20 protein-coding genes and 3 tRNA genes are annotated in these 17,936 nt (G+C 44.2%); 3 read left to right on the plus strand and 20 right to left on the minus strand.

Features of this window, described 5'->3' with window-relative positions; translation table 11 throughout:
* Nucleotides 1–5 precede the first annotated feature (5 nt).
* On the minus strand, nt 6–473 hold the full coding sequence (locus tag JHD45_RS06860) for a hypothetical protein (protein WP_199475776.1): 468 nt from the start codon (nt 471–473) through the stop codon (nt 6–8).
* A 23-nt stretch (nt 474–496) separates the two neighbouring features.
* Entirely contained in the window at nt 497–787 is a 291-nt protein-coding gene (locus tag JHD45_RS06865) for a helix-turn-helix domain-containing protein (protein ID WP_199475777.1), read from the minus strand.
* 247 nt (nt 788–1,034) lie between these two features.
* On the opposite strand from JHD45_RS06865, the gene JHD45_RS06870 reads away from it, so the two are divergent.
* Nucleotides 1,035–1,643 carry a hypothetical protein gene (locus tag JHD45_RS06870; RefSeq protein WP_199475778.1) on the plus strand — a complete coding sequence of 203 codons (609 nt, stop codon included), beginning with the start codon at nt 1,035–1,037 and terminating at the stop codon, nt 1,641–1,643.
* A gap of 80 nt (nt 1,644–1,723) precedes the next feature.
* Here the strand turns inward: JHD45_RS06870 and JHD45_RS06875 are convergent.
* The 16 genes from JHD45_RS06875 to JHD45_RS06950 all read right to left on the minus strand — a co-directional run bounded on the left by JHD45_RS06875 (nt 1,724) and on the right by JHD45_RS06950 (nt 13,772).
* Nucleotides 1,724–1,811, minus strand: a tRNA-Ser gene (locus JHD45_RS06875).
* 103 nt (nt 1,812–1,914) lie between these two features.
* On the minus strand, nt 1,915–2,481 hold the full coding sequence (locus JHD45_RS06880; RefSeq protein WP_199475779.1) for a nitroreductase family protein: 567 nt from the start codon (nt 2,479–2,481) through the stop codon (nt 1,915–1,917).
* 194 nt (nt 2,482–2,675) lie between these two features.
* Nucleotides 2,676–3,722, minus strand: coding sequence for a quinolinate synthase NadA (gene nadA, locus JHD45_RS06885; RefSeq protein WP_199475780.1), 1,047 nt, complete (start codon nt 3,720–3,722; stop codon nt 2,676–2,678).
* A gap of 40 nt (nt 3,723–3,762) precedes the next feature.
* A tRNA-Lys gene (locus JHD45_RS06890) sits at nt 3,763–3,838 on the minus strand.
* A gap of 31 nt (nt 3,839–3,869) precedes the next feature.
* Nucleotides 3,870–3,945 (minus strand) — tRNA-Lys (locus JHD45_RS06895).
* 46 nt (nt 3,946–3,991) lie between these two features.
* Nucleotides 3,992–4,852 carry a tol-pal system protein YbgF gene (gene ybgF / locus JHD45_RS06900; RefSeq protein WP_199475781.1) on the minus strand — a complete coding sequence of 287 codons (861 nt, stop codon included), beginning with the start codon at nt 4,850–4,852 and terminating at the stop codon, nt 3,992–3,994.
* Nucleotides 4,849–5,439 carry a peptidoglycan-associated lipoprotein Pal gene (gene pal / locus JHD45_RS06905; RefSeq protein WP_199475782.1) on the minus strand — a complete coding sequence of 197 codons (591 nt, stop codon included), beginning with the start codon at nt 5,437–5,439 and terminating at the stop codon, nt 4,849–4,851. Before pal ends, ybgF begins: the two co-directional genes overlap by 4 nt.
* Before the next feature lie 21 nt (nt 5,440–5,460).
* Complete coding sequence (gene tolB / locus JHD45_RS06910; protein WP_199475783.1) at nt 5,461–6,762, minus strand: Tol-Pal system beta propeller repeat protein TolB; 1,302 nt, start codon at nt 6,760–6,762, stop codon at nt 5,461–5,463.
* Nucleotides 6,762–7,715 (minus strand): cell envelope integrity protein TolA, encoded by a 954-nt coding sequence (locus tag JHD45_RS06915; RefSeq protein WP_199475784.1) that lies wholly within the window; start codon nt 7,713–7,715, stop codon nt 6,762–6,764. The genes tolB and JHD45_RS06915 overlap by 1 nt, the downstream gene beginning before the upstream one ends.
* On the minus strand, nt 7,715–8,146 hold the full coding sequence (gene tolR, locus JHD45_RS06920; RefSeq protein ID WP_199475785.1) for a protein TolR: 432 nt from the start codon (nt 8,144–8,146) through the stop codon (nt 7,715–7,717). Before tolR ends, JHD45_RS06915 begins: the two co-directional genes overlap by 1 nt.
* Complete coding sequence (gene tolQ / locus JHD45_RS06925; protein ID WP_199475786.1) at nt 8,146–8,826, minus strand: protein TolQ; 681 nt, start codon at nt 8,824–8,826, stop codon at nt 8,146–8,148. The genes tolR and tolQ overlap by 1 nt, the downstream gene beginning before the upstream one ends.
* A gap of 9 nt (nt 8,827–8,835) precedes the next feature.
* Nucleotides 8,836–9,849 carry a Holliday junction branch migration DNA helicase RuvB gene (gene ruvB, locus JHD45_RS06930; protein WP_199475787.1) on the minus strand — a complete coding sequence of 338 codons (1,014 nt, stop codon included), beginning with the start codon at nt 9,847–9,849 and terminating at the stop codon, nt 8,836–8,838.
* Nucleotides 9,850–9,854: 5 nt separating this feature from the next.
* A complete protein-coding gene (gene ruvA / locus JHD45_RS06935) occupies nt 9,855–10,454 on the minus strand; it encodes a Holliday junction branch migration protein RuvA (RefSeq protein ID WP_199475788.1) in 600 nt (199 codons plus the stop codon).
* Nucleotides 10,451–11,008 carry a crossover junction endodeoxyribonuclease RuvC gene (ruvC, locus tag JHD45_RS06940; protein WP_233407663.1) on the minus strand — a complete coding sequence of 186 codons (558 nt, stop codon included), beginning with the start codon at nt 11,006–11,008 and terminating at the stop codon, nt 10,451–10,453. The genes ruvA and ruvC overlap by 4 nt, the downstream gene beginning before the upstream one ends.
* A gap of 259 nt (nt 11,009–11,267) precedes the next feature.
* Nucleotides 11,268–13,040: an aspartate--tRNA ligase gene (gene aspS, locus JHD45_RS06945; RefSeq protein ID WP_199475790.1), complete on the minus strand. Its 1,773-nt coding sequence runs from the start codon at nt 13,038–13,040 to the stop codon at nt 11,268–11,270.
* Between the two features lie 240 nt (nt 13,041–13,280).
* The gene (locus JHD45_RS06950; RefSeq protein ID WP_199475791.1) at nt 13,281–13,772 is read right to left on the minus strand and encodes a GreA/GreB family elongation factor; all 492 of its coding nucleotides are present in this window, start codon (nt 13,770–13,772) and stop codon (nt 13,281–13,283) included.
* A 249-nt stretch (nt 13,773–14,021) separates the two neighbouring features.
* Here JHD45_RS06950 and JHD45_RS06955 point away from each other — a divergent pair, with 249 nt between their 5' ends.
* On the plus strand, nt 14,022–14,450 hold the full coding sequence (locus JHD45_RS06955) for a MarR family winged helix-turn-helix transcriptional regulator (protein WP_199475792.1): 429 nt from the start codon (nt 14,022–14,024) through the stop codon (nt 14,448–14,450).
* A gap of 10 nt (nt 14,451–14,460) precedes the next feature.
* A complete protein-coding gene (locus JHD45_RS06960; protein WP_199475793.1) occupies nt 14,461–15,201 on the plus strand; it encodes a siderophore-interacting protein in 741 nt (246 codons plus the stop codon).
* 126 nt (nt 15,202–15,327) lie between these two features.
* Here JHD45_RS06960 and cysN read toward each other — a convergent pair whose 3' ends face one another.
* Both cysN and cysD read right to left on the minus strand, forming a co-directional pair.
* Complete coding sequence (gene cysN / locus JHD45_RS06965) at nt 15,328–16,941, minus strand: sulfate adenylyltransferase subunit CysN (RefSeq protein WP_199475794.1); 1,614 nt, start codon at nt 16,939–16,941, stop codon at nt 15,328–15,330.
* Between the two features lie 18 nt (nt 16,942–16,959).
* A complete protein-coding gene (gene cysD / locus JHD45_RS06970; RefSeq protein ID WP_199475795.1) occupies nt 16,960–17,868 on the minus strand; it encodes a sulfate adenylyltransferase subunit CysD in 909 nt (302 codons plus the stop codon).
* Nucleotides 17,869–17,936 lie beyond the last annotated feature (68 nt).

Genomic DNA, 17,936 nt, shown 5'->3' on the forward strand with positions numbered 1-17,936 from the left:
AATATCTAACAGTTAATTTCTTTTAAAAGGATATTCATAAGATCTTTCCGCTGAGTCTCTTTTGCACCGGTCCACCACATTCCACCTTCGGATAAGGAATCAACCTCTGCACTAGAGGCTTTACAGAAATTAGCCTTAATTGCAGCTCTTAACTCTTCAAACTTAGCATTAAGTTCGAAAAAGCTACTTGAAGAACGCTGAATACTGTCATTAAATTCATCAAATGAACAGTTGACTCCTCGCTTTGCACACTCATCTATCCCCCAAGTAGTAACTTTCGCTTGTATAATAGAAGTTGTGTAATCCATTACCCCTTTTGGGGAAGACCCTAGCAAATAGCCCGCTTTTTCGATTATCTCTTTTCGTTTTTTTATCAATGATTCTTTTTTATCCAACTCATGGAAATAGTAATTTCCACTCAAAGAGAATACGCCACTAAGAAACGCAATCAGAACTGCTTCAGATACTTTCATCTTTTCTCCAACATGAATCGCCACTAGTTCAGCAAAGATTTAATAGTTTGTTTATCACATTCTGACAACCTACTGTAACCCTCAATTACCTCCGCCAAATCATCATCTTCACAATACAAATAAGCTACTGGCACTCCCAATACCTCGCTTATCTTTTTGGTCGTGTTGATATCTGGTAAATGAGTACCTTTTTCATACTGATTCATCCTTGGACTGGCTACAGATGGATCTAAACCTGCCTGAATTCCCAATTGCTTTTGAGACAACCCCATTCTAGTCCGGGCTTCCTTAAGTCTCTTCGTGAACACATTCATGATTAGTCTCAACTCTAAAAATTGAGACTAAGATTTTCTTAGTAAAGATGTTGATCAGATACTAAGGATAACTTAGTATCTAATCAACATCTTTACTAACCAATCAAAGGATCATATAAATCGAAGAGAAAATCTAAATCATCAACATAAGTAATCTCAAGATCTTAGTCCCAGCCTAACAACTAAGAGCACATACACTCTTAACTGCATCGCTGCATATCTAAGTACCCCCTTGATTAGAAAACGGATGAAAAGCGACTCTCTTTTAACCTTAGATCAGACTGAGTTGCTAAACATGTCGCTAGATAATCTTAATATTAAAGTTTCAACATTTGCCGATCATAAATCTGGATGTCAGATACTTAAAAAAGCACTACTACAATTAGGCCCTGAATTGGCAGACGAGGCAATTTTGCAAGGAGAGGAGCTGTTCAATCGAATTCACGTACCATTTAATTTTTTCGCAAAAGAGCTGGTATCAGAAAGTATAGATCAAACAAATAACAATATTTCGTGGCTATTGCGGCGATTATTCTCAGGGATAGCCACTCCACCGGAAGCGATTAATGACAGCAAATACACCCTACTCTTGAGCATCATTAAACTGTATTGTAATTCAAAGTCGCTCGAAGACTTTGAATTGCGATTTCGCAAGGCTAAGGCCGCCTGGAGCACCAAGAAAAATCGGGATGCAAACAATGGAAAGAAGGCTTGTAACTTTCAATTAGCCGAAGATTTGGTTGACTGTCTAGATGAGCTGGCTAAAAGTAATCGAAGAAAGAAAAATGAAATGCTCGAAATTTTAATCGAAGATGCATGGCTAGAAATGAAAGGAAAAAAACCAGCTAGACGCTAGTCTAACTGGTTTTCTATTGATGTACTTTTTGATGTACAATTTCTAGAAACACTCTGTAACCCATGATTCTAGAGGGATAATGGCGGTGAGCAAGAGATTCGAACTCTTGATGCCTTTCGACATACACGCTTTCCAGGCGTGCTCCTTCGGCCACTCGGACAGCTCACCAAAACTTTTTAAATCACGCTCTGCGTAATTTGTGCGCGTATCTTAATGGTGAAGTTATTGAATTGCAACTCTTTTTTATAAAAAGTCCCGTTGTAAGGATAATTTATTCCGTCACCCATTCTAGACATGAGGCAAAGTCTGTCTCTTCTGGAATCTTCGGTGTTGAAGTAGGTGTTCCAACGTAGATTAGGCCCACAATTTGATCAGTCTCTTGTAAGTTGAGCAGGTCTTTGGTTTTTTGCGTGAAGCAGGCAGGGCCGCTTCGCCACATAGCGCCATAACCTAAGGCATTTAGGCCAAGTATGGCTTGTTGAGCTGCCGCTGATGTCGCCATAATCTGCTCTATTGCTGGCACTTTTGGATGTTGTTCGATATGAGCATAAACCAAAAGAATCGCAGGGGCGCGATGGGCCTTTTTCACAAAAGCCGCTTCTTTGTCTTCGGTTAAGTCATGCACTTCACTTTTGGCGTGTTGCCAGTAGACCTGTCCTAGTTTGTCCAGCCCTGCTCCTTCGTAAATACGAAAGCGCCATGGTTTAATTGCGCCGTGGTCAGGAGCGCGACAGGCAGCATCTATTATTGTCTCCCACTCGGTTTTGCTCGGTGCGGGAGCTTCCAAGCTAGGCTGAGACACACGATTTCGCATAAAAGTAATAATATTGTTAGTCATAAGCAGTGGTATTCCAACCGAAAATACAATCAATGTTCTTAATCACAAATATCTTAATGATAATGAATATCATATAAGTGCTTTTTAGGTCTAGCGCTATTTAACGAAACCATCGATGAAAAGCCATACAAACGAAAAAGCCAAGTACAAGACTTGGCTTTCTGGATAGTAGAGTCATTCAATAACGGTTGCTACTATTTCACTTGAAAATCGAGCATTCTTTGCAACGGAATCAAGGCTTTAACGCGCGTTTCTTCATCCACATGTATCTCCCCGGTTCCGTCTCTCAGGGCATTTCGCAACATCTCAAGAGAGTTTAAAGCCATCCAAGGGCAATGCGCACAGCTGCGACAAGTCGCCCCAGAGCCGCCAGTAGGCGCTTCAACAAAACGCTTCTCGGGAGACGCTTGTTTCATTTTATAAAAAATGCCACGGTCCGTTGCCACAATGAAGGTGTCATTACTCATGGATTTAGAAGCGTTGAGTAATTGTGACGTTGAGCCAACCACATCGGCAATTTCAACGACAGACTCGGGAGATTCTGGGTGGACGAGCACTGCAGCATCGGGATAAACCGCCTTAAGGTCAAGAATACCTTTGGCTTTAAATTCTTCATGAACAATACAAGCACCGTCCCATAAGATCATGTCGGCACCAGTTTCACGCTGAATGTAACCACCAAGATGCTGGTCTGGTGCCCAAATGATTTTTTCGCCCTGCTCTGTTAGGTGCTCAACTACATCTAATGCAATGCTTGATGTTACGACCCAATCGGCACGTGCTTTGACCGCCGCAGATGTGTTGGCATACACCACAACAGTACGATCAGGGTGCTGATCACAAAACGCGGAAAACTCCTCGATAGGACAACCAATATCCAAAGAGCAAGTGGCTTCCAATGTTGGCATCAAGACGGTTTTTTCTGGGCTGAGGATTTTTGATGTTTCGCCCATAAATTTGACACCTGCAACAACCAAGGTATCCGCAGGGTGATTTGCTCCGAAGCGCGCCATCTCAAGAGAGTCGGCGATGACACCACCGGTTTCTTCTGCTAATTCCTGTATCGCATCGTCTGTGTAATAGTGAGCAACCAAGACAGCATTTTTTGCTTTTAACAGGGATTTAATTTCTGCACGGATCTGCTCATTGTCCACAGATGACATTTTAAGCGTATTTTCAGCAGCAGAGAGGTGCTGTTGGACGGTGGCACGCAAAGCAACTTTATCAAGAAGTTCAGTCATACAACACCTCTTCAGGTAGGTACGTAAGAGCGTGTGATTCTGGTGGGTCGTACTGGATTCGAACCAGTGACCAATTGATTAAAAGTCAACTGCTCTACCAACTGAGCTAACGACCCAAAAATCACATGAGGTATATAAAAAGAAAGTTGGTGGGTCGTACTGGATTCGAACCAGTGACCAATTGATTAAAAGTCAACTGCTCTACCAACTGAGCTAACGACCCAACGGGTTGCGTATAATACAGAGCCCGTTGAGGATTGCAAGCTATTTTAGTTAAGCTTCGTCAGATAGCTTGTCGCTAGCTTTGCCGCTTTACTATCAGGAAAACGTCGAATCACTTCCTGCAAATAGGATTTTGATTTGTCAGTATTCCCTAATTGATCATTAACAATACCTAACTTATAGAGAGCATCCGGCACTTTATTATGACCAGGAAATTTGTTAATGACGATATTGAACTGATCAATTGCTTCTTTTGGTTTACCCAAAACAAGTTTTAATTCACCAAGCCAATAATATCCATTTCCTGTCAGTTGGTTATCAGGAAAGTCTTTTACAAACTCCGTGAAAGACACTTCTGCTGTTTCAAACTGTCGTTCTCTAATCAACTGATAAGCATTGTTATAGGCTTGCTTAGCTTCAGGGGTAACTGGCTTAAGGGCAATCGGAGCAAGCTTCACATCTGATGCGGACGCACCATTAGTTTGCGAACTCATATCGGCGATATTTGTCGGTTCGTTGTCGGTATCTGACGCTGATTGCGTGTTACTAGGAGCAGCCGCTGGCGTAGCAGATGGTGTCGCTGCCGGAACAGAACCTGGTGTCGCAGCCGTAGCAGCTGGTACAGTCTGTTGCTGTGCTAATTTTGCCATAAGCATAGAAACACGTTGATCAAGATCCACATAGCGATCACGTTGCTGAGACTTCATTTGATCAATTTGATGCTGTTGATCCTCTAGTTGACCAGTCAGATCTCTCACTTGACTCTGAAGCTGGTCAAGCTGAGTTAATAACTGCGTCGCAGCATTTACCGACAAATTCGTTTGATTCTGCCCATCAGCCATTGCAAGTGGTGCTGCTAATAGCAGCACCACCGCAAAGGAGCGAAAAGTTAAACTATTCACGATCATTTTTCGTAACGAAGATCAACTCGACGGTTTAACTGCCAAGATTTTTCGTCATGACCGAAAGCAACTGGCACCTCTTCACCAAAGCTGACTGTTTCAATTTGAGAAGCAGGTACGCCTTGGATCTCTAAGTAACGAGCTACTGCTTTAGCACGACGCTCACCTAGCGCCATGTTGTATTCGCGAGTACCACGCTCATCGGTATTACCTTCTAAGATGACATGTTCCTCAGGATTAGCAATCAAATACTTAGCATGTATTTGAAGTGCTTTTTGCGCATCAGGACGCACAATGGATTTGTCGAAGCTAAAGTAAAAAACAGTTGCCACACCATCCAGCATGGATTTACTAGTTTTCGCTTTGTCTTGTTGATTATCGACAACACTTGTTACTGAATTATCCTGGTTTGCAGCGTAAGTTGCACTTTTATCAGTATCCGCGGGAGCGGCTTGTTCAGTGGTCGCAGTACCTTCGTTTGTTGCAGTGGTTGCTGTAGACGCATCTGTATTTGCACCAGTCGTACTACAACCAGCAAGCCATGCTGCAGACAAACCAACTACTGCAAACTTTCCAAGTTTGTTTACACTCATTATTCACTCCTTCCAGTTATTTTAATTGAAGTACGGAGACCATGCTGGTTCACGTACTTCACCATCAGTTGAGGGCAATTTATATTTAACAAGCCCATCAACAGATACGACTGCCAGTATTTCCTTACCATTTTCGGTAGTTGCATACATTACCATAGTACCATTAGGTGATATAGTTGGCGATTCATCTAAGTCAGTATGTGTCAAAATTTTAACGCGTCCCGTCTTAAGATCTTGCACCGCGATATGAAAATCCCCTCCGACCTTCTCAATACAGACGAGGAAACGACCATCGGGCGTTAAACGCGCTCGGTAATTACTGTCTCCTTCAAAAGTAATACGTTCGACTTTTTTAGTTTTAATATCTAGGCGATAAATCTGCGGATTGCCACCTCGATCCGACGTAAAATAAATGCTATTGCCCTTAGGCCCCCATGCAGGCTCGGTATCAATGGCGTAATTATGGGTCATACGCTCTAATTTTTGCGTCGCTAAATCTAATGTATAGATTTCTGCATTACCGTCTTTCGATAGCACTAAAGCCAGCTTTTTACCGTCGGGAGAAAAAGCGGGAGAGCCATTCAATCCTTTAAAGCTCATTATCTGCTTTCTTTTTCCCGTCGCTAACTCTTGAATAAAAATTCTTGGACGCATGTTCTTGAACATAACATAAGCAATATCTCGTCCATTGCGACTCCAAGCGGGCGAGAGAATCGGCTCATCGGACTCAACAATCACTTGAGGGCGATATCCGTCGGCATCCGCTACTTGCAATTTATAGAGGGGATGTTTGCTTTCCGCATTCTGTTCAGTCACATAAAGAATACGAGTACTAAAATCCCCACGAATACCCGTTAACTTTTTAAAGACCGCATCACTAATATAGTGAGCTGCATCACGCAGATGATTTTTTGTCACATCAATAGTAGTGTAGTCATCCGCAGGCTTTTGAGTCAGCACGTTGAGCAACTGAAAGCCAACACGATAACGATCTCCACTAATGTTTTTAATGGAACCTATTAATACATAATCCGCTTTTAGTAAACGCCAATCACGATAATAAACATCCGACAATTTGCTGGGCTGACTCAACATACTGGAGCGAGGAATCGCCTTAAATAAGCCACTTCTCACCAAATCATCCTGAACGATTTGCGCCACATCTTGTGGCAATGGATCCGTACCATTATAACCAAACGGGACAATGGCAATTGGTAAGAGTTTATCCGCACCACTTGTCACTTCAATGACAAGCTGTGCCCTAGCAGCACTCGTAAAGAGCAAGCACGTCAATAATACTAAACACCATTTTCTTAACATCATTAGTTTCTTAAGTCCTGTGGATTAAAAATGATCACAACGTTACGAAAGTTTCTCTCAAAAACATATGGATCCACTTTCGATAACTCTCGAATAACACCCATGTTTCTAGCCGCATTCACTGCGCGCTGATCAAACAAGGCATCCCCACTACTTTCAACGACTTGTACATTTTGCACCTCACCCGTCGGTAAGAAAGAAATTTGAAGTTTTGTCTTCATATTATTACGCGCGTTGGGCGGTCTAATCCAAGCTTGCGCAATACGATTATTAATTAAGCCACTAATGGACTGAACCAACTGTGCCTCTTGAGCCGCTTTCTTTTCCGCCTCGGCCTTGGCTTCTGCCTGTCTTGCTGCCTCTTGAGCTAAACGCTCTTGCTCTGCTTTTCGAGCAATCTCCTGTTTTTGACGCTCAATCTCTTGCTGCCGTTTTGCCTCTTCTTCAGCTTGGGCTTTTTTCTTAGCTTCTTCGAGACGCTTTTTCTCTTCCGCAGCTTTTTCCTTGGCTCTTTGATCCGCTAACTGTTTCTGCCTGGCAATTTCTTGCTCTTTTTTCTTCTGAGCGGCGGCGGCCTCTTCTTTGGCTTTTGCTGCCGCTTCTGCCTTACGGACCGCCATTTCTTGTGCTTGTTTGGCCTGAGCTAATTGTTTTTTCTGGGCTTCAAAGGCTTTACGCTCAGCCAGCTCTTGGGCTTTTTTCTTAGCGGCCAACTCTTTCTGTTTGGCTAGCTCAGCTTGCTGCTCGGCTTCTTTTTTCTTTTCCGCTTCGCGCTTACCGATAATGGTTTTAGAAATATCAACCACAGTGGCATGCACAATCGGCGGACGCTTTGGCGTGGGTAACGAGTCATCATTAAAATTAATCGTCAGCACGCCTATTAAAAGAATAGCCAGATGCAAGCCAACCGCTAATACGATTGGTACACCGTACCCGTCTTTCTTAAAAAAACTCATCAAGTATTATCCGGATCCGTTACAAGACCAACATTCGGCACACCTGCTCCCTGTAAGGCAACCATCAAACCAATAATCGCACCATAGGAAACATTTTTATCCCCTCGAACCATCACTGGAGTACCTGGATTTTGACTTAGCACTTTTCGCACACGTGCTTTAAGCGCATCCAATGTGATAGATTGCTGCTTGCCACCTACATCCAAATAGAACTGTCCTTTGCTGTCCACAGAGGCAATTAAAACATCTTTTGAATCCTCTTGAATGGCTGCGGCACTTGCTTTGGGCAATTCAACATCGACGCCTTGAGTAATCATCGGGGCCGTAATCATAAAAATGACCAGCAGCACCAACATAACATCGATGTAGGGTACAACGTTTATTTCCGCCATTGGGCGACGGCGCTTTTGTCTTCTATTGGAGCGAGCCACTATGCTACGCCTCCCTCTCTGACATGAAGTTTGCGATGCAAGATACTGCTAAATTCATCAGAAAAATTATCGTACCCTGCGGCTAGAGACTCAGAAGCAGCTGAAAAGCGGTTATAGGCAATGACCGCTGGAATCGCTGCAAATAGACCGATCGCCGTCGCAATCAATGCTTCAGCAATACCCGGTGCGACCGTAGCAAGGGTCGCCTGCTGAACATCTGCCAGTCCGATAAATGAATGCATAATCCCCCAAACGGTACCAAACAAACCAACATAAGGGCTGGTTGAGCCAACCGTTGCCAAAAACCCTAAGTGTTTGTCCAATTTCTCTTCTTCACGGTACAATGCCACACGCATTGAGCGCTGCACACCTTCCATCACCGCATCGGGGTCAACGTGTTGACTTTGACGCAGCCGAGTAAACTCTTTAATACCTGCAATAAAGATATTTTCAACCCCTTCGACACGTCTGCCCTCTTGATTGAGCTTTTTATACAGCTTACTTAAATCAATACCAGACCAAAATTGGTCTTCAAATGCATTACGAACTTTTTTGGCTTGCTTTAGTACAAAGGCGCGTTGAAAAATAACCACCCAAGATAAGACAGATGCAACCAGCAAGAGCAACATAACAATTTGCACGACTAAACTGGCACTGGCGATTAACCCCAAAATTGACATTCTTAACCTCTATTTAAAATCCGACGGTAATTGATAATTAAAATGTTCGTAAGCGCGCTTCGTTACTTGGCGCCCACGTGGCGTTCGTATTACAAAACCTTGTTGTATTAAAAAAGGTTCAATGACATCTTCAATTGTATCTTTATCCTCACCTAACGCAGCTGACACACTGTCCAAGCCTACTGGACGTCCGTCAAACTTTTCTATCATAGTCAATAACATACGTCTATCCAAGTGGTCAAAGCCCTGACTATCAACGCTTAACATATCCAACGCCCGCTGAGCTATTTCTTGCGTAACAACACTCGCCCCACTGACCTGTGCCACATCGCGAACTCGACGCAGCAAACGATTGGCAATACGCGGTGTGCCACGAGAACGTCTCGCCACCTCGAAGCTTCCTGCCTGATCCAAATTCATGTTCATTTTATTGGCAGAACGGGCTACGATCGTGGTCAATGATTCAACATCATAAAACTCAAGACGCTGCACAATCCCAAAACGATCTCGCAACGGTGATGTTAATAACCCAGCCCGTGTAGTAGCTCCGACAAGCGTAAACGGCGGAAGTTCGATTTTTATTGATCGAGCGGCCGGTCCTTCACCAATCATAATGTCTAACTGGTAGTCTTCCATCGCTGGATACAAGACTTCTTCTATGGCTGGGCTGAGTCGATGAATCTCATCAATAAACAGCACATCTCCTTCGTTCAAATTCGTCAGTAACGCAGCTAAATCTCCAGCCCGCTCTAATACTGGGCCCGAAGTAGTGCGAATTTCCGCGCCCATTTCATTGGCAATGATATTTGCCAAAGTCGTTTTGCCAAGACCTGGCGGCCCAAAAATCAGCGAGTGATCAAGGGGCTCTTGGCGTTGGCGGGCAGCTTGAATAAAAATCTCCATTTGCTCACGCACCACAGGCTGCCCGATGTAATCTGACAAGGATTGCGGGCGAATGGCTCGATCAATCTGTCGATCGTTGCCTTTCAGTTCAGCTGAAATAATACGATCAGTTTCTATCATTTATATTACCTTAACATGGCTTTAAGAGCCGCTTTGATAACGTCTTCGCTGCTGGCACCATCCACTGGGATGTTGGCAATTGCCTTCGCTGCCTCTTGCGGTTTATAACCAAGCGCAATCAGCGCCGCTTCTGCCTCTTGTCTTGGATCCGCTTGTACTTGTTTAAGGACAGCAGGCGCTGAAAACAAGTCTGCCTTCGCGGCTTGGCCTAATTTATCTCTTAATTCAATAATCAAACGCTCAGCCGTTTTTTTACCCACTCCTGGAATGCGAGTCAGAGCCGTCACATCCGATTCTTGTACATTTGCAATCAATTCTTCGGATGACATGCTAGAGAGTACAGCCAGAGCCATTTTGGGCCCAATGCCATTTACTTTGATTAATACACGAAACAGTGCCCGTTCTGCTTTATCAATAAATCCGTACAAGGTCTGTGAGTCTTCTTTTACTTGAAAATGCGTAAACAAGACAACCTTTTCGCCAATCGGAGGCAAGTCATAAATGGTTGTCATGGAGGCACTTATTTCATACCCCACACCATTCACATCAACCAATAGCTCTGGTGGAGTTTTCTCCACCAATGTCCCAACAATACGTCCGATCACACAGATTTCCTTATATCCAATTCAGACCATCTTTTCGATGTGCGCCCAGCGCGCTTACCTACGCCGAACTCTATGCCCCCCGATGTACGAGTATTGGCATGACACAAAGCAATGGCCAAGGCATCAGCCGCATCGGCTTGTGGCGGAGAAGGCAGTGACAACAGCAACTGTACCATCGCCTGCACTTGGCTTTTTTCAGCGTTCCCGTTTCCCACCACCGACTGTTTCACTCGCCGTGCGGCATATTCATGAACAAATAATTCCTGCAAAGAAGCCGCTACAATGGCTGCCCCTCTTGCTTGTCCTAGCTTTAATGCCGAGTTGGCGTTTTTTGCCAAGAACACTTCTTCAATCGCAAACTCCTTTGGCTGGTACTCTTCCAGCAAGGAGCACACGCTATTGAAGATATTTTTTAACCTAACGGATAACTCATTATCTGGTAAACGAATGCAACCGCTCGTCACGTAAATGGACTTCCCGTTGATAACGTCAATGATGCCAAAGCCGGTAATACGTGAACCAGGGTCAATCGCTAATATTCTTGTGTCTTTCAAAACCAGACCCATATCAGTTTATCATTACTGTATATTCCAACAGCCCTTTACAAAGTATGCAATCGATAAATTCAAAAAAACGTCTTTACACTGTTAGTTTTACGGATATTTTTCAATCTCTTAGCACTAGCCAAGGTTACACGAATATTTGATATCTAAACATACAAGAATAAAAAAACCTCTGGCAACCAAGATCACCAGAGGTTTTTATAAAAATCAAACATATTTAGTCTAGAACTTTTATGCTCAATAAAAAGAACTAACCTTCAACAACAGGCTTTCTGACGCGAATATTGAGCTCTTTGAGTTGCTTCTCACTTACTTCACCAGGCGCTTGAGTTAATAAGCAAGTGGCGCTTTGCGTTTTCGGGAACGCAATAACGTCACGAATAGAGCTGGAGCCAGTCATCAACATTACCAGACGGTCTAGACCAAACGCCAAACCGCCGTGTGGTGGCGCACCAAATTTCAATGCATCCAACAAGAAGCCAAATTTTTCATCTTGCTCTTCTTTGCTGATTTTTAGTAATTCAAATACGGTTTCTTGCATAGAAGATTGGTGGATACGAATAGATCCGCCACCCAGCTCAGTACCGTTCAAGACCATGTCGTATGCTTGCGACAACGCTGTTAACGGACTTGCTTTAAGCTCTTCAGGAGAACAAGAAGGAGCGGTAAATGGATGGTGAATGGCTGTAATGCCGCCATCAGACGTTTCTTCAAACATTGGGAAATCAACAACCCACAAAGGTGCCCATTTGCAAGTATAAAGATCCATATCATCGCCCAACTTGCAACGCAATGCGCCCAAAGCTTCATTCACGACGTTCTCGGAATCCGCACCAAAGAAAATCAAGTCCCCATCTTGTGCTTCAAGACGCTCAAGTAAAGCCGCGCGCACTTCGGTTGGCAGGAACTTAACGATCGGTGATTGTAAACCTTCTTCTAGGTCAGACTTGTCGTTTACCTTAATGTAGGCCAACCCTTTCGCACCATAAATACCGACAAACTTAGTGTAGTCATCGATTTGCTTACGGGTCAGTGCATTACCACCAGGAACTTTCAGAGCTGCAACACGGCCTTTAGGATCTTTGGCTGGGCCAGAAAAGACCTTAAAGTCCACATCGGCCATCAAATCCGATACGGAGACAATCGTTAACGGAATACGTAGATCAGGCTTATCACTGCCGTATGTTTCCATCGCTTCAGAGTATGGCATGCGTGGGAAAGTCCCTAAATCCACATCCAACAACTCTTTAAACAATTTCACGATCATGTCTTCCGTCATCGCCATGATTTGTTCTTCGCTCATGAAAGACGTTTCGATGTCTACCTGAGTGAATTCTGGCTGACGGTCAGCACGAAGGTCTTCGTCACGGAAGCATTTGGCGATTTGGTAGTAACGATCAAAACCAGACACCATCAACAATTGCTTGAATAGCTGTGGAGACTGAGGCAATGCAAAGAAGCTACCTTGTTGTGTTCTGCTTGGTACCAAATAATCACGAGCCCCTTCTGGTGTGGCGCGCGTTAAAATAGGAGTTTCGATATCCAAGAAGCCATTGTCATCCAAATAACGACGTAACACAGACGTTACTTTTGAACGGAAACGCATTTTTTGCTGAATTTCTGGACGACGTAAATCGATGAAACGATTTTTCAAACGCACATCTTCGCCAACAGATTGGTGTTCATCAAGCTGAAATGGTGGCGTTTTTGAGGCATTAAGAATTTCAAGCTCTGTGCCCAAAACCTCAATCTCACCCGTATTCATATTCGGGTTAACTGTCCCTTCAGGGCGAGCGCGAACCAAACCTTTTAGCTTCACAACAAATTCGTTACGAACGCTATCGGCAATGGCAAAGCTGTCGGCACGATCTGGGTCAAAAACAACTTGCGTAATGCCTTCACGGTCACGCACGTCCAAGAAAATAACACCACCGTGGTCACGGCGACGATGAACCCAACCACATAAAGTGATTTCTTGTGAAATGTTAGAAGCATTTAACTCGCCGCAATAATGGCTGCGCATAATTTTTTTCCTATTACTGTCTCAGTGAGAGAGTGATGTGTTCTTACAATGTCTTTTTTGTTTAGCGGGTAAGTGATATTTCGATGGCACGACCAGTGTTTATGTCATCGTCGACTACCATTTTGCGTCTACCGAACAAAAAAAAGAATCTTTTAAGGCGAAGCATTATATGCGAACCGCGCCGGACTCTCTAGAGCCAGAACCAAATTTGTCAGCGACAAAGTACCCGGATAAGCGTCATCAACACACTCTGGTTATTTCATACACAACTTCTAGGCCATTCTGACGCAAACACACCTCGTCACCCTCTTCTTTTCCTATTAACACCTTTCCAACAGGGCTAGAAGGTGTTACCAAAAAAACACTTTGTTGACTTTGCTCTACAGTGAGTCCGCCAGCACAAGGAGAGATAAAAAACCATTTAGTATGGAACGTATTTTTTTCGAGCGCACTCAGTTCGACTAACGCCCATAGAGCGACGGTACTACTGTCTTCAAACAGCACACACCCCTTCTTCTCAAAAGTGCGCCAGTCATTCTCACAGTCGATCACGCGCTGAGATTGCCCATGGGCAAGATAGGAGGCCTCTAGACCAAAGGTATCGTATTTATTTTCTGCCACACTTTCTTCATTTGTCGCGGCATCATGGGCTTGCTTGGCTGCCCATAAAGCCGTATCGAAACGCTTTCTTAACGCGCTTGTGATCGCTTCATATACTGTCTGTTTCTTCATACCATCGATATACCTCGAATTGCCTGCAGGCATTGTAGTCATTCATCATTAGAAAAAAAGACATCATGGAAACTTCGTCACTTATACCCCTTAAAAACAAACCTGATACAGAGTCCCAAAAAGCCAAAAAATAAGGAAGTAACGTCTGTCCTCAGAGAAACGCATTTTATTGACGATTCTGAGTTGACTTAATCAACTCATAGCAGTATTTTGATAATCATTCTCAAAAAAAGACAAGTGCACATTACCATGCAAGATTCCATAGGCGAATCGCTACACAAATTAATTCACAGCTATAAAAGCACTCTTAGAGAGACGGCAATTCAATCAGGTATTAAATTGCCAGTCGGCCACATTCGCCTACTCAAAAGCCTAAAAAAAGAAGGGTGCATTGCTAAGGCTGTTGCGACTCAATTGTGCTTGGATAAATCTCAAGTGACGAGAGTAATTAACGATCTTGTTGAGCGCGGCTATCTCACCAAGGAGCGTCACCCAACGAACCATCGCAGCAGCCTACTCATCCTGACTCATTCAGGAAAAACATTACTGGATGACATTCAGACCTTTGAAAAGACCATTTCACAAGAAATGGCCATAGGGCTAACCGATCAACAAGTCGACCAATTCATCCAGATCGCCGACACAATGCGGCACAATCTCGAACAAACCAATGACTAAGGAGTCAGCAATGAGCAGACCACAACCAAGAGAACTCAGAGTGACCCGAAAAACACTGATCACACCTAATATGTTACGCGTTACACTAGGTGGAGAGAACATTAGCACCATTCCCGCAGACCAAGAAAGTAGCCACGTTAAATTGATATTTCCTCAAGGAGAAACGAAACCATTTGTCCGAACCTATACGATTCGACAACAGCGCCCAACAGAAATAGACATCGACTTTGTACTACATGAAGATGGTGGTCCAGCGTCGACTTGGGCGAAAAACGTACAAACCAATGAAGCCATTATGATCGGCGGCCCTGGCCCTAAAAAGATGATCACTCATACAACCGATTGGCAATTGTTGGTCGGAGATATGACCGCCCTACCTGCCATTAGTGTCAATCTTGCTAAATTGCCGGATGACGCAAAGGGCTATGCGGTAATCGAAGTGGTGAGTGAAGAAGACATTCAAGCACTTAGTCACCCTGCGGGGATTGAGTTAAAGTGGATCATAAACCCTCACCCAGGCCAACACTCAACCACTCTACTTGACGCAGTAAAAGCATTACCTTGGTTAGAGGGCGTCCCCTCAGTATGGACGGCTTGTGAGTTTAGCAGCATGAAAGCGCTGCGTGCCTTCTTTAAAAATGACAAAGCCGTTAGCAAAGAAAATCTCTATATTTCAAGTTATTGGAAACTAGGAAGCAATGAAGATCAGCACAAAATTGCAAAACGAGACGATGCTGAAACAGCGCTATAAAGGGCACCCTCTTTAATGGCCTAGACATCGACAATCATCTAATCAAAAAAATGCCAGCTCAATCTGATAAGCTGGCATTTTTGTTACCCTTAAGAACTAAGCTTCAAGTTATTGAGAACCAAGCGCTTACAAACGAGTGCTTTCGATGATCAAGTCTACCACATCATCAACACGGGTTTCTTTGATCTCAGATTCTGCAATATCCGCATTACCAACAAGGAAAACCACACCCGTTTGGCGAACCAATTGAGCTTCTTGTTCAGAGGCATCGGCTTTCACTAAAGCAACCACCCCTTTACGCAATAATTGGCGCTCCAGTGACACACTGCTAGCTAGTACTTCGGCAGACAAAGCGATGATGGCAGGCTTTTGACCAAGACGAGCGGCACGGTCTTCCGCGCTTACTTCTGACTCTTCATCTAATTCAGCAACCACCTCTTCCACCATACCCGCGCCCACCGTGACGTTAGTCAAACGGTCGATCACCACCAAGGCCCCAGTAAAGCGGCTGTCTGTGTATTGATCAAAAGCAACTGGCGCATCAAATTGAATCACCGCATCACCAATTTCATTCAAACCCAATACGTCAATATCACTTTCTTCTAGGGTATTAACATCCACACGATGGTTAAAATGATGGACTTTACCAGGCACCGTTTGTGCGCCCAATTTGAAGTCATACAATTTGCCTGAAACCAGTGGATGATCTGACATCCAAACCACAGAGGCTCGAAGTGTCGAACCAATTAAAGGCTCCTGACCAACATGGGACAACATATCACCACGACTGATATCAATCTCGTCTTCCAAAGTAATAGTGACCGCTTGACCGGCTTTAGCAATCTCCAAGTTACCGTCGTAAGTCACAATCTCAGCGACCTTGGATTTTTTACCGGAAGGCAAAGCCACCACTTCATCGCCAGGCTTCACTGCACCCGCCGCGATAGTGCCGGAGAAACCACGAAAATCTAGGTTAGGACGGTTCACATATTGCACAGGGAAACGGAAAGCATCACGTTTCACATCACGGTTAATCTGTACATTTTCCAGTATGGCCATCAGTGGCTGCCCAGCATACCAAGGCGTACTCTCGGAGGCATTCACCACGTTATCGCCACGCAAAGCGGAGATGGGCACAAACTTAATATCTTCTGGGCAACGATTACCAAGCTGCTCAGTAAAGTCCAAGTAAGCCGCTTGAATCTCTGTGTATTTGGCCTCTGAGAAATCGACCAAATCCATTTTGTTAATCGCCACGACTACATGTTTAATGCCTAACAGTGCGGCAATATAAGTATGACGGCGTGTTTGCGTCTGCACACCATAGCGAGCGTCGATCAAGATAATCGCCAAATCGCAGGTCGAGGCACCAGTGGCCATGTTGCGCGTATATTGCTCATGCCCTGGGGTATCAGCGATAATGAACTTACGCTTCTCTGTGGAGAAGTAGCGATAAGCCACATCAATGGTAATACCTTGCTCACGCTCTGCTTGCAGACCGTCTACAAGCAAAGCCAAATCCACTTCTTCGCCCTGGGTGCCAGACTTTTTGCTGTCACGTTTAACAGCATCTAAATGATCTTCATAAATCAATTTAGAATCATGCAGCAAGCGACCAATCAGGGTACTTTTGCCATCATCTACGTTACCGCAGGTTAGCAGGCGAAGCAGGTCTTTTTCTTCGTGTTGTTTCAAATAACCAAGGATGTCTTGGCTGATCAATTCGGACTGGTGAGACATTCTTTCTTTACTCCAAACTTAGAAATAACCTTGTTTCTTCTTCTCTTCCATCGACCCTGAAGAATCGTGGTCGATGACTCGGCCTTGTCGTTCTGAACTCTTGGTTAACAGCATTTCCTGAATAATATCAGGCAAGGACGCCGCTTCAGACTCCACCGCGCCAGTCAGTGGATAACAGCCAAGAGTACGGAAACGTACCGATTTCATATCAGGCACTTCGCCCTCTTTAAGTGGCATGCGGTCATCGTCCACCATGATCAGAGTACCATCACGCTCAACCACAGGGCGTTGTGCAGAGTAATACAAAGGAACAATAGGAATACTTTCTAAATAGATGTATTGCCAAATGTCCAACTCCGTCCAGTTGGACAAAGGAAAGACACGAATACTTTCGCCCTTATTCACTTTACCATTGTAGATATTCCACAATTCTGGGCGTTGGTTTTTCGGATCCCAACGATGCTGCTTATCGCGGAAAGAATACACTCGCTCTTTGGCACGGGACTTCTCTTCATCGCGGCGTGCACCACCAAAAGCGGCATCAAAACCATACTTGTCTAACGCCTGTTTAAGTGCTTGGGTTTTCATGACATCGGTATGTTTGGCACTGCCGTGAGTAAACGGGTTGATCCCTTGCTCAAGACCTTCTTTGTTTTGGTGAACGATCAGTTCCAGACCTAGATTAGCAACCAGCTCATCACGAAATTTAATCATTTCTTTAAACTTCCACCCAGTATCCACATGCATCAATGGAAAGGGTGGTTTACCTGGGTAGAAAGCCTTCATTGCAAGATGCAGCATCACCGCTGAATCCTTACCAATGGAGTAAAGCATTACCGGATTATCAAACTCGGCAGCCACTTCGCGAATAATATGAATACTCTCAGCTTCGAGCTGTTTAAGGTGTGTCAATCTTGCTTCAGTCATAATTTCCCATCTCAGATTGTAGGACTCTAGCATTTTTTCCACTATATCATGCATAGAGGTTATAAAAA

Origin of the sequence: Marinomonas spartinae, assembly GCF_016461715.1 — a bacterium.
In the GTDB taxonomy this organism is placed as follows: domain Bacteria; phylum Pseudomonadota; class Gammaproteobacteria; order Pseudomonadales; family Marinomonadaceae; genus Marinomonas; species Marinomonas spartinae_A.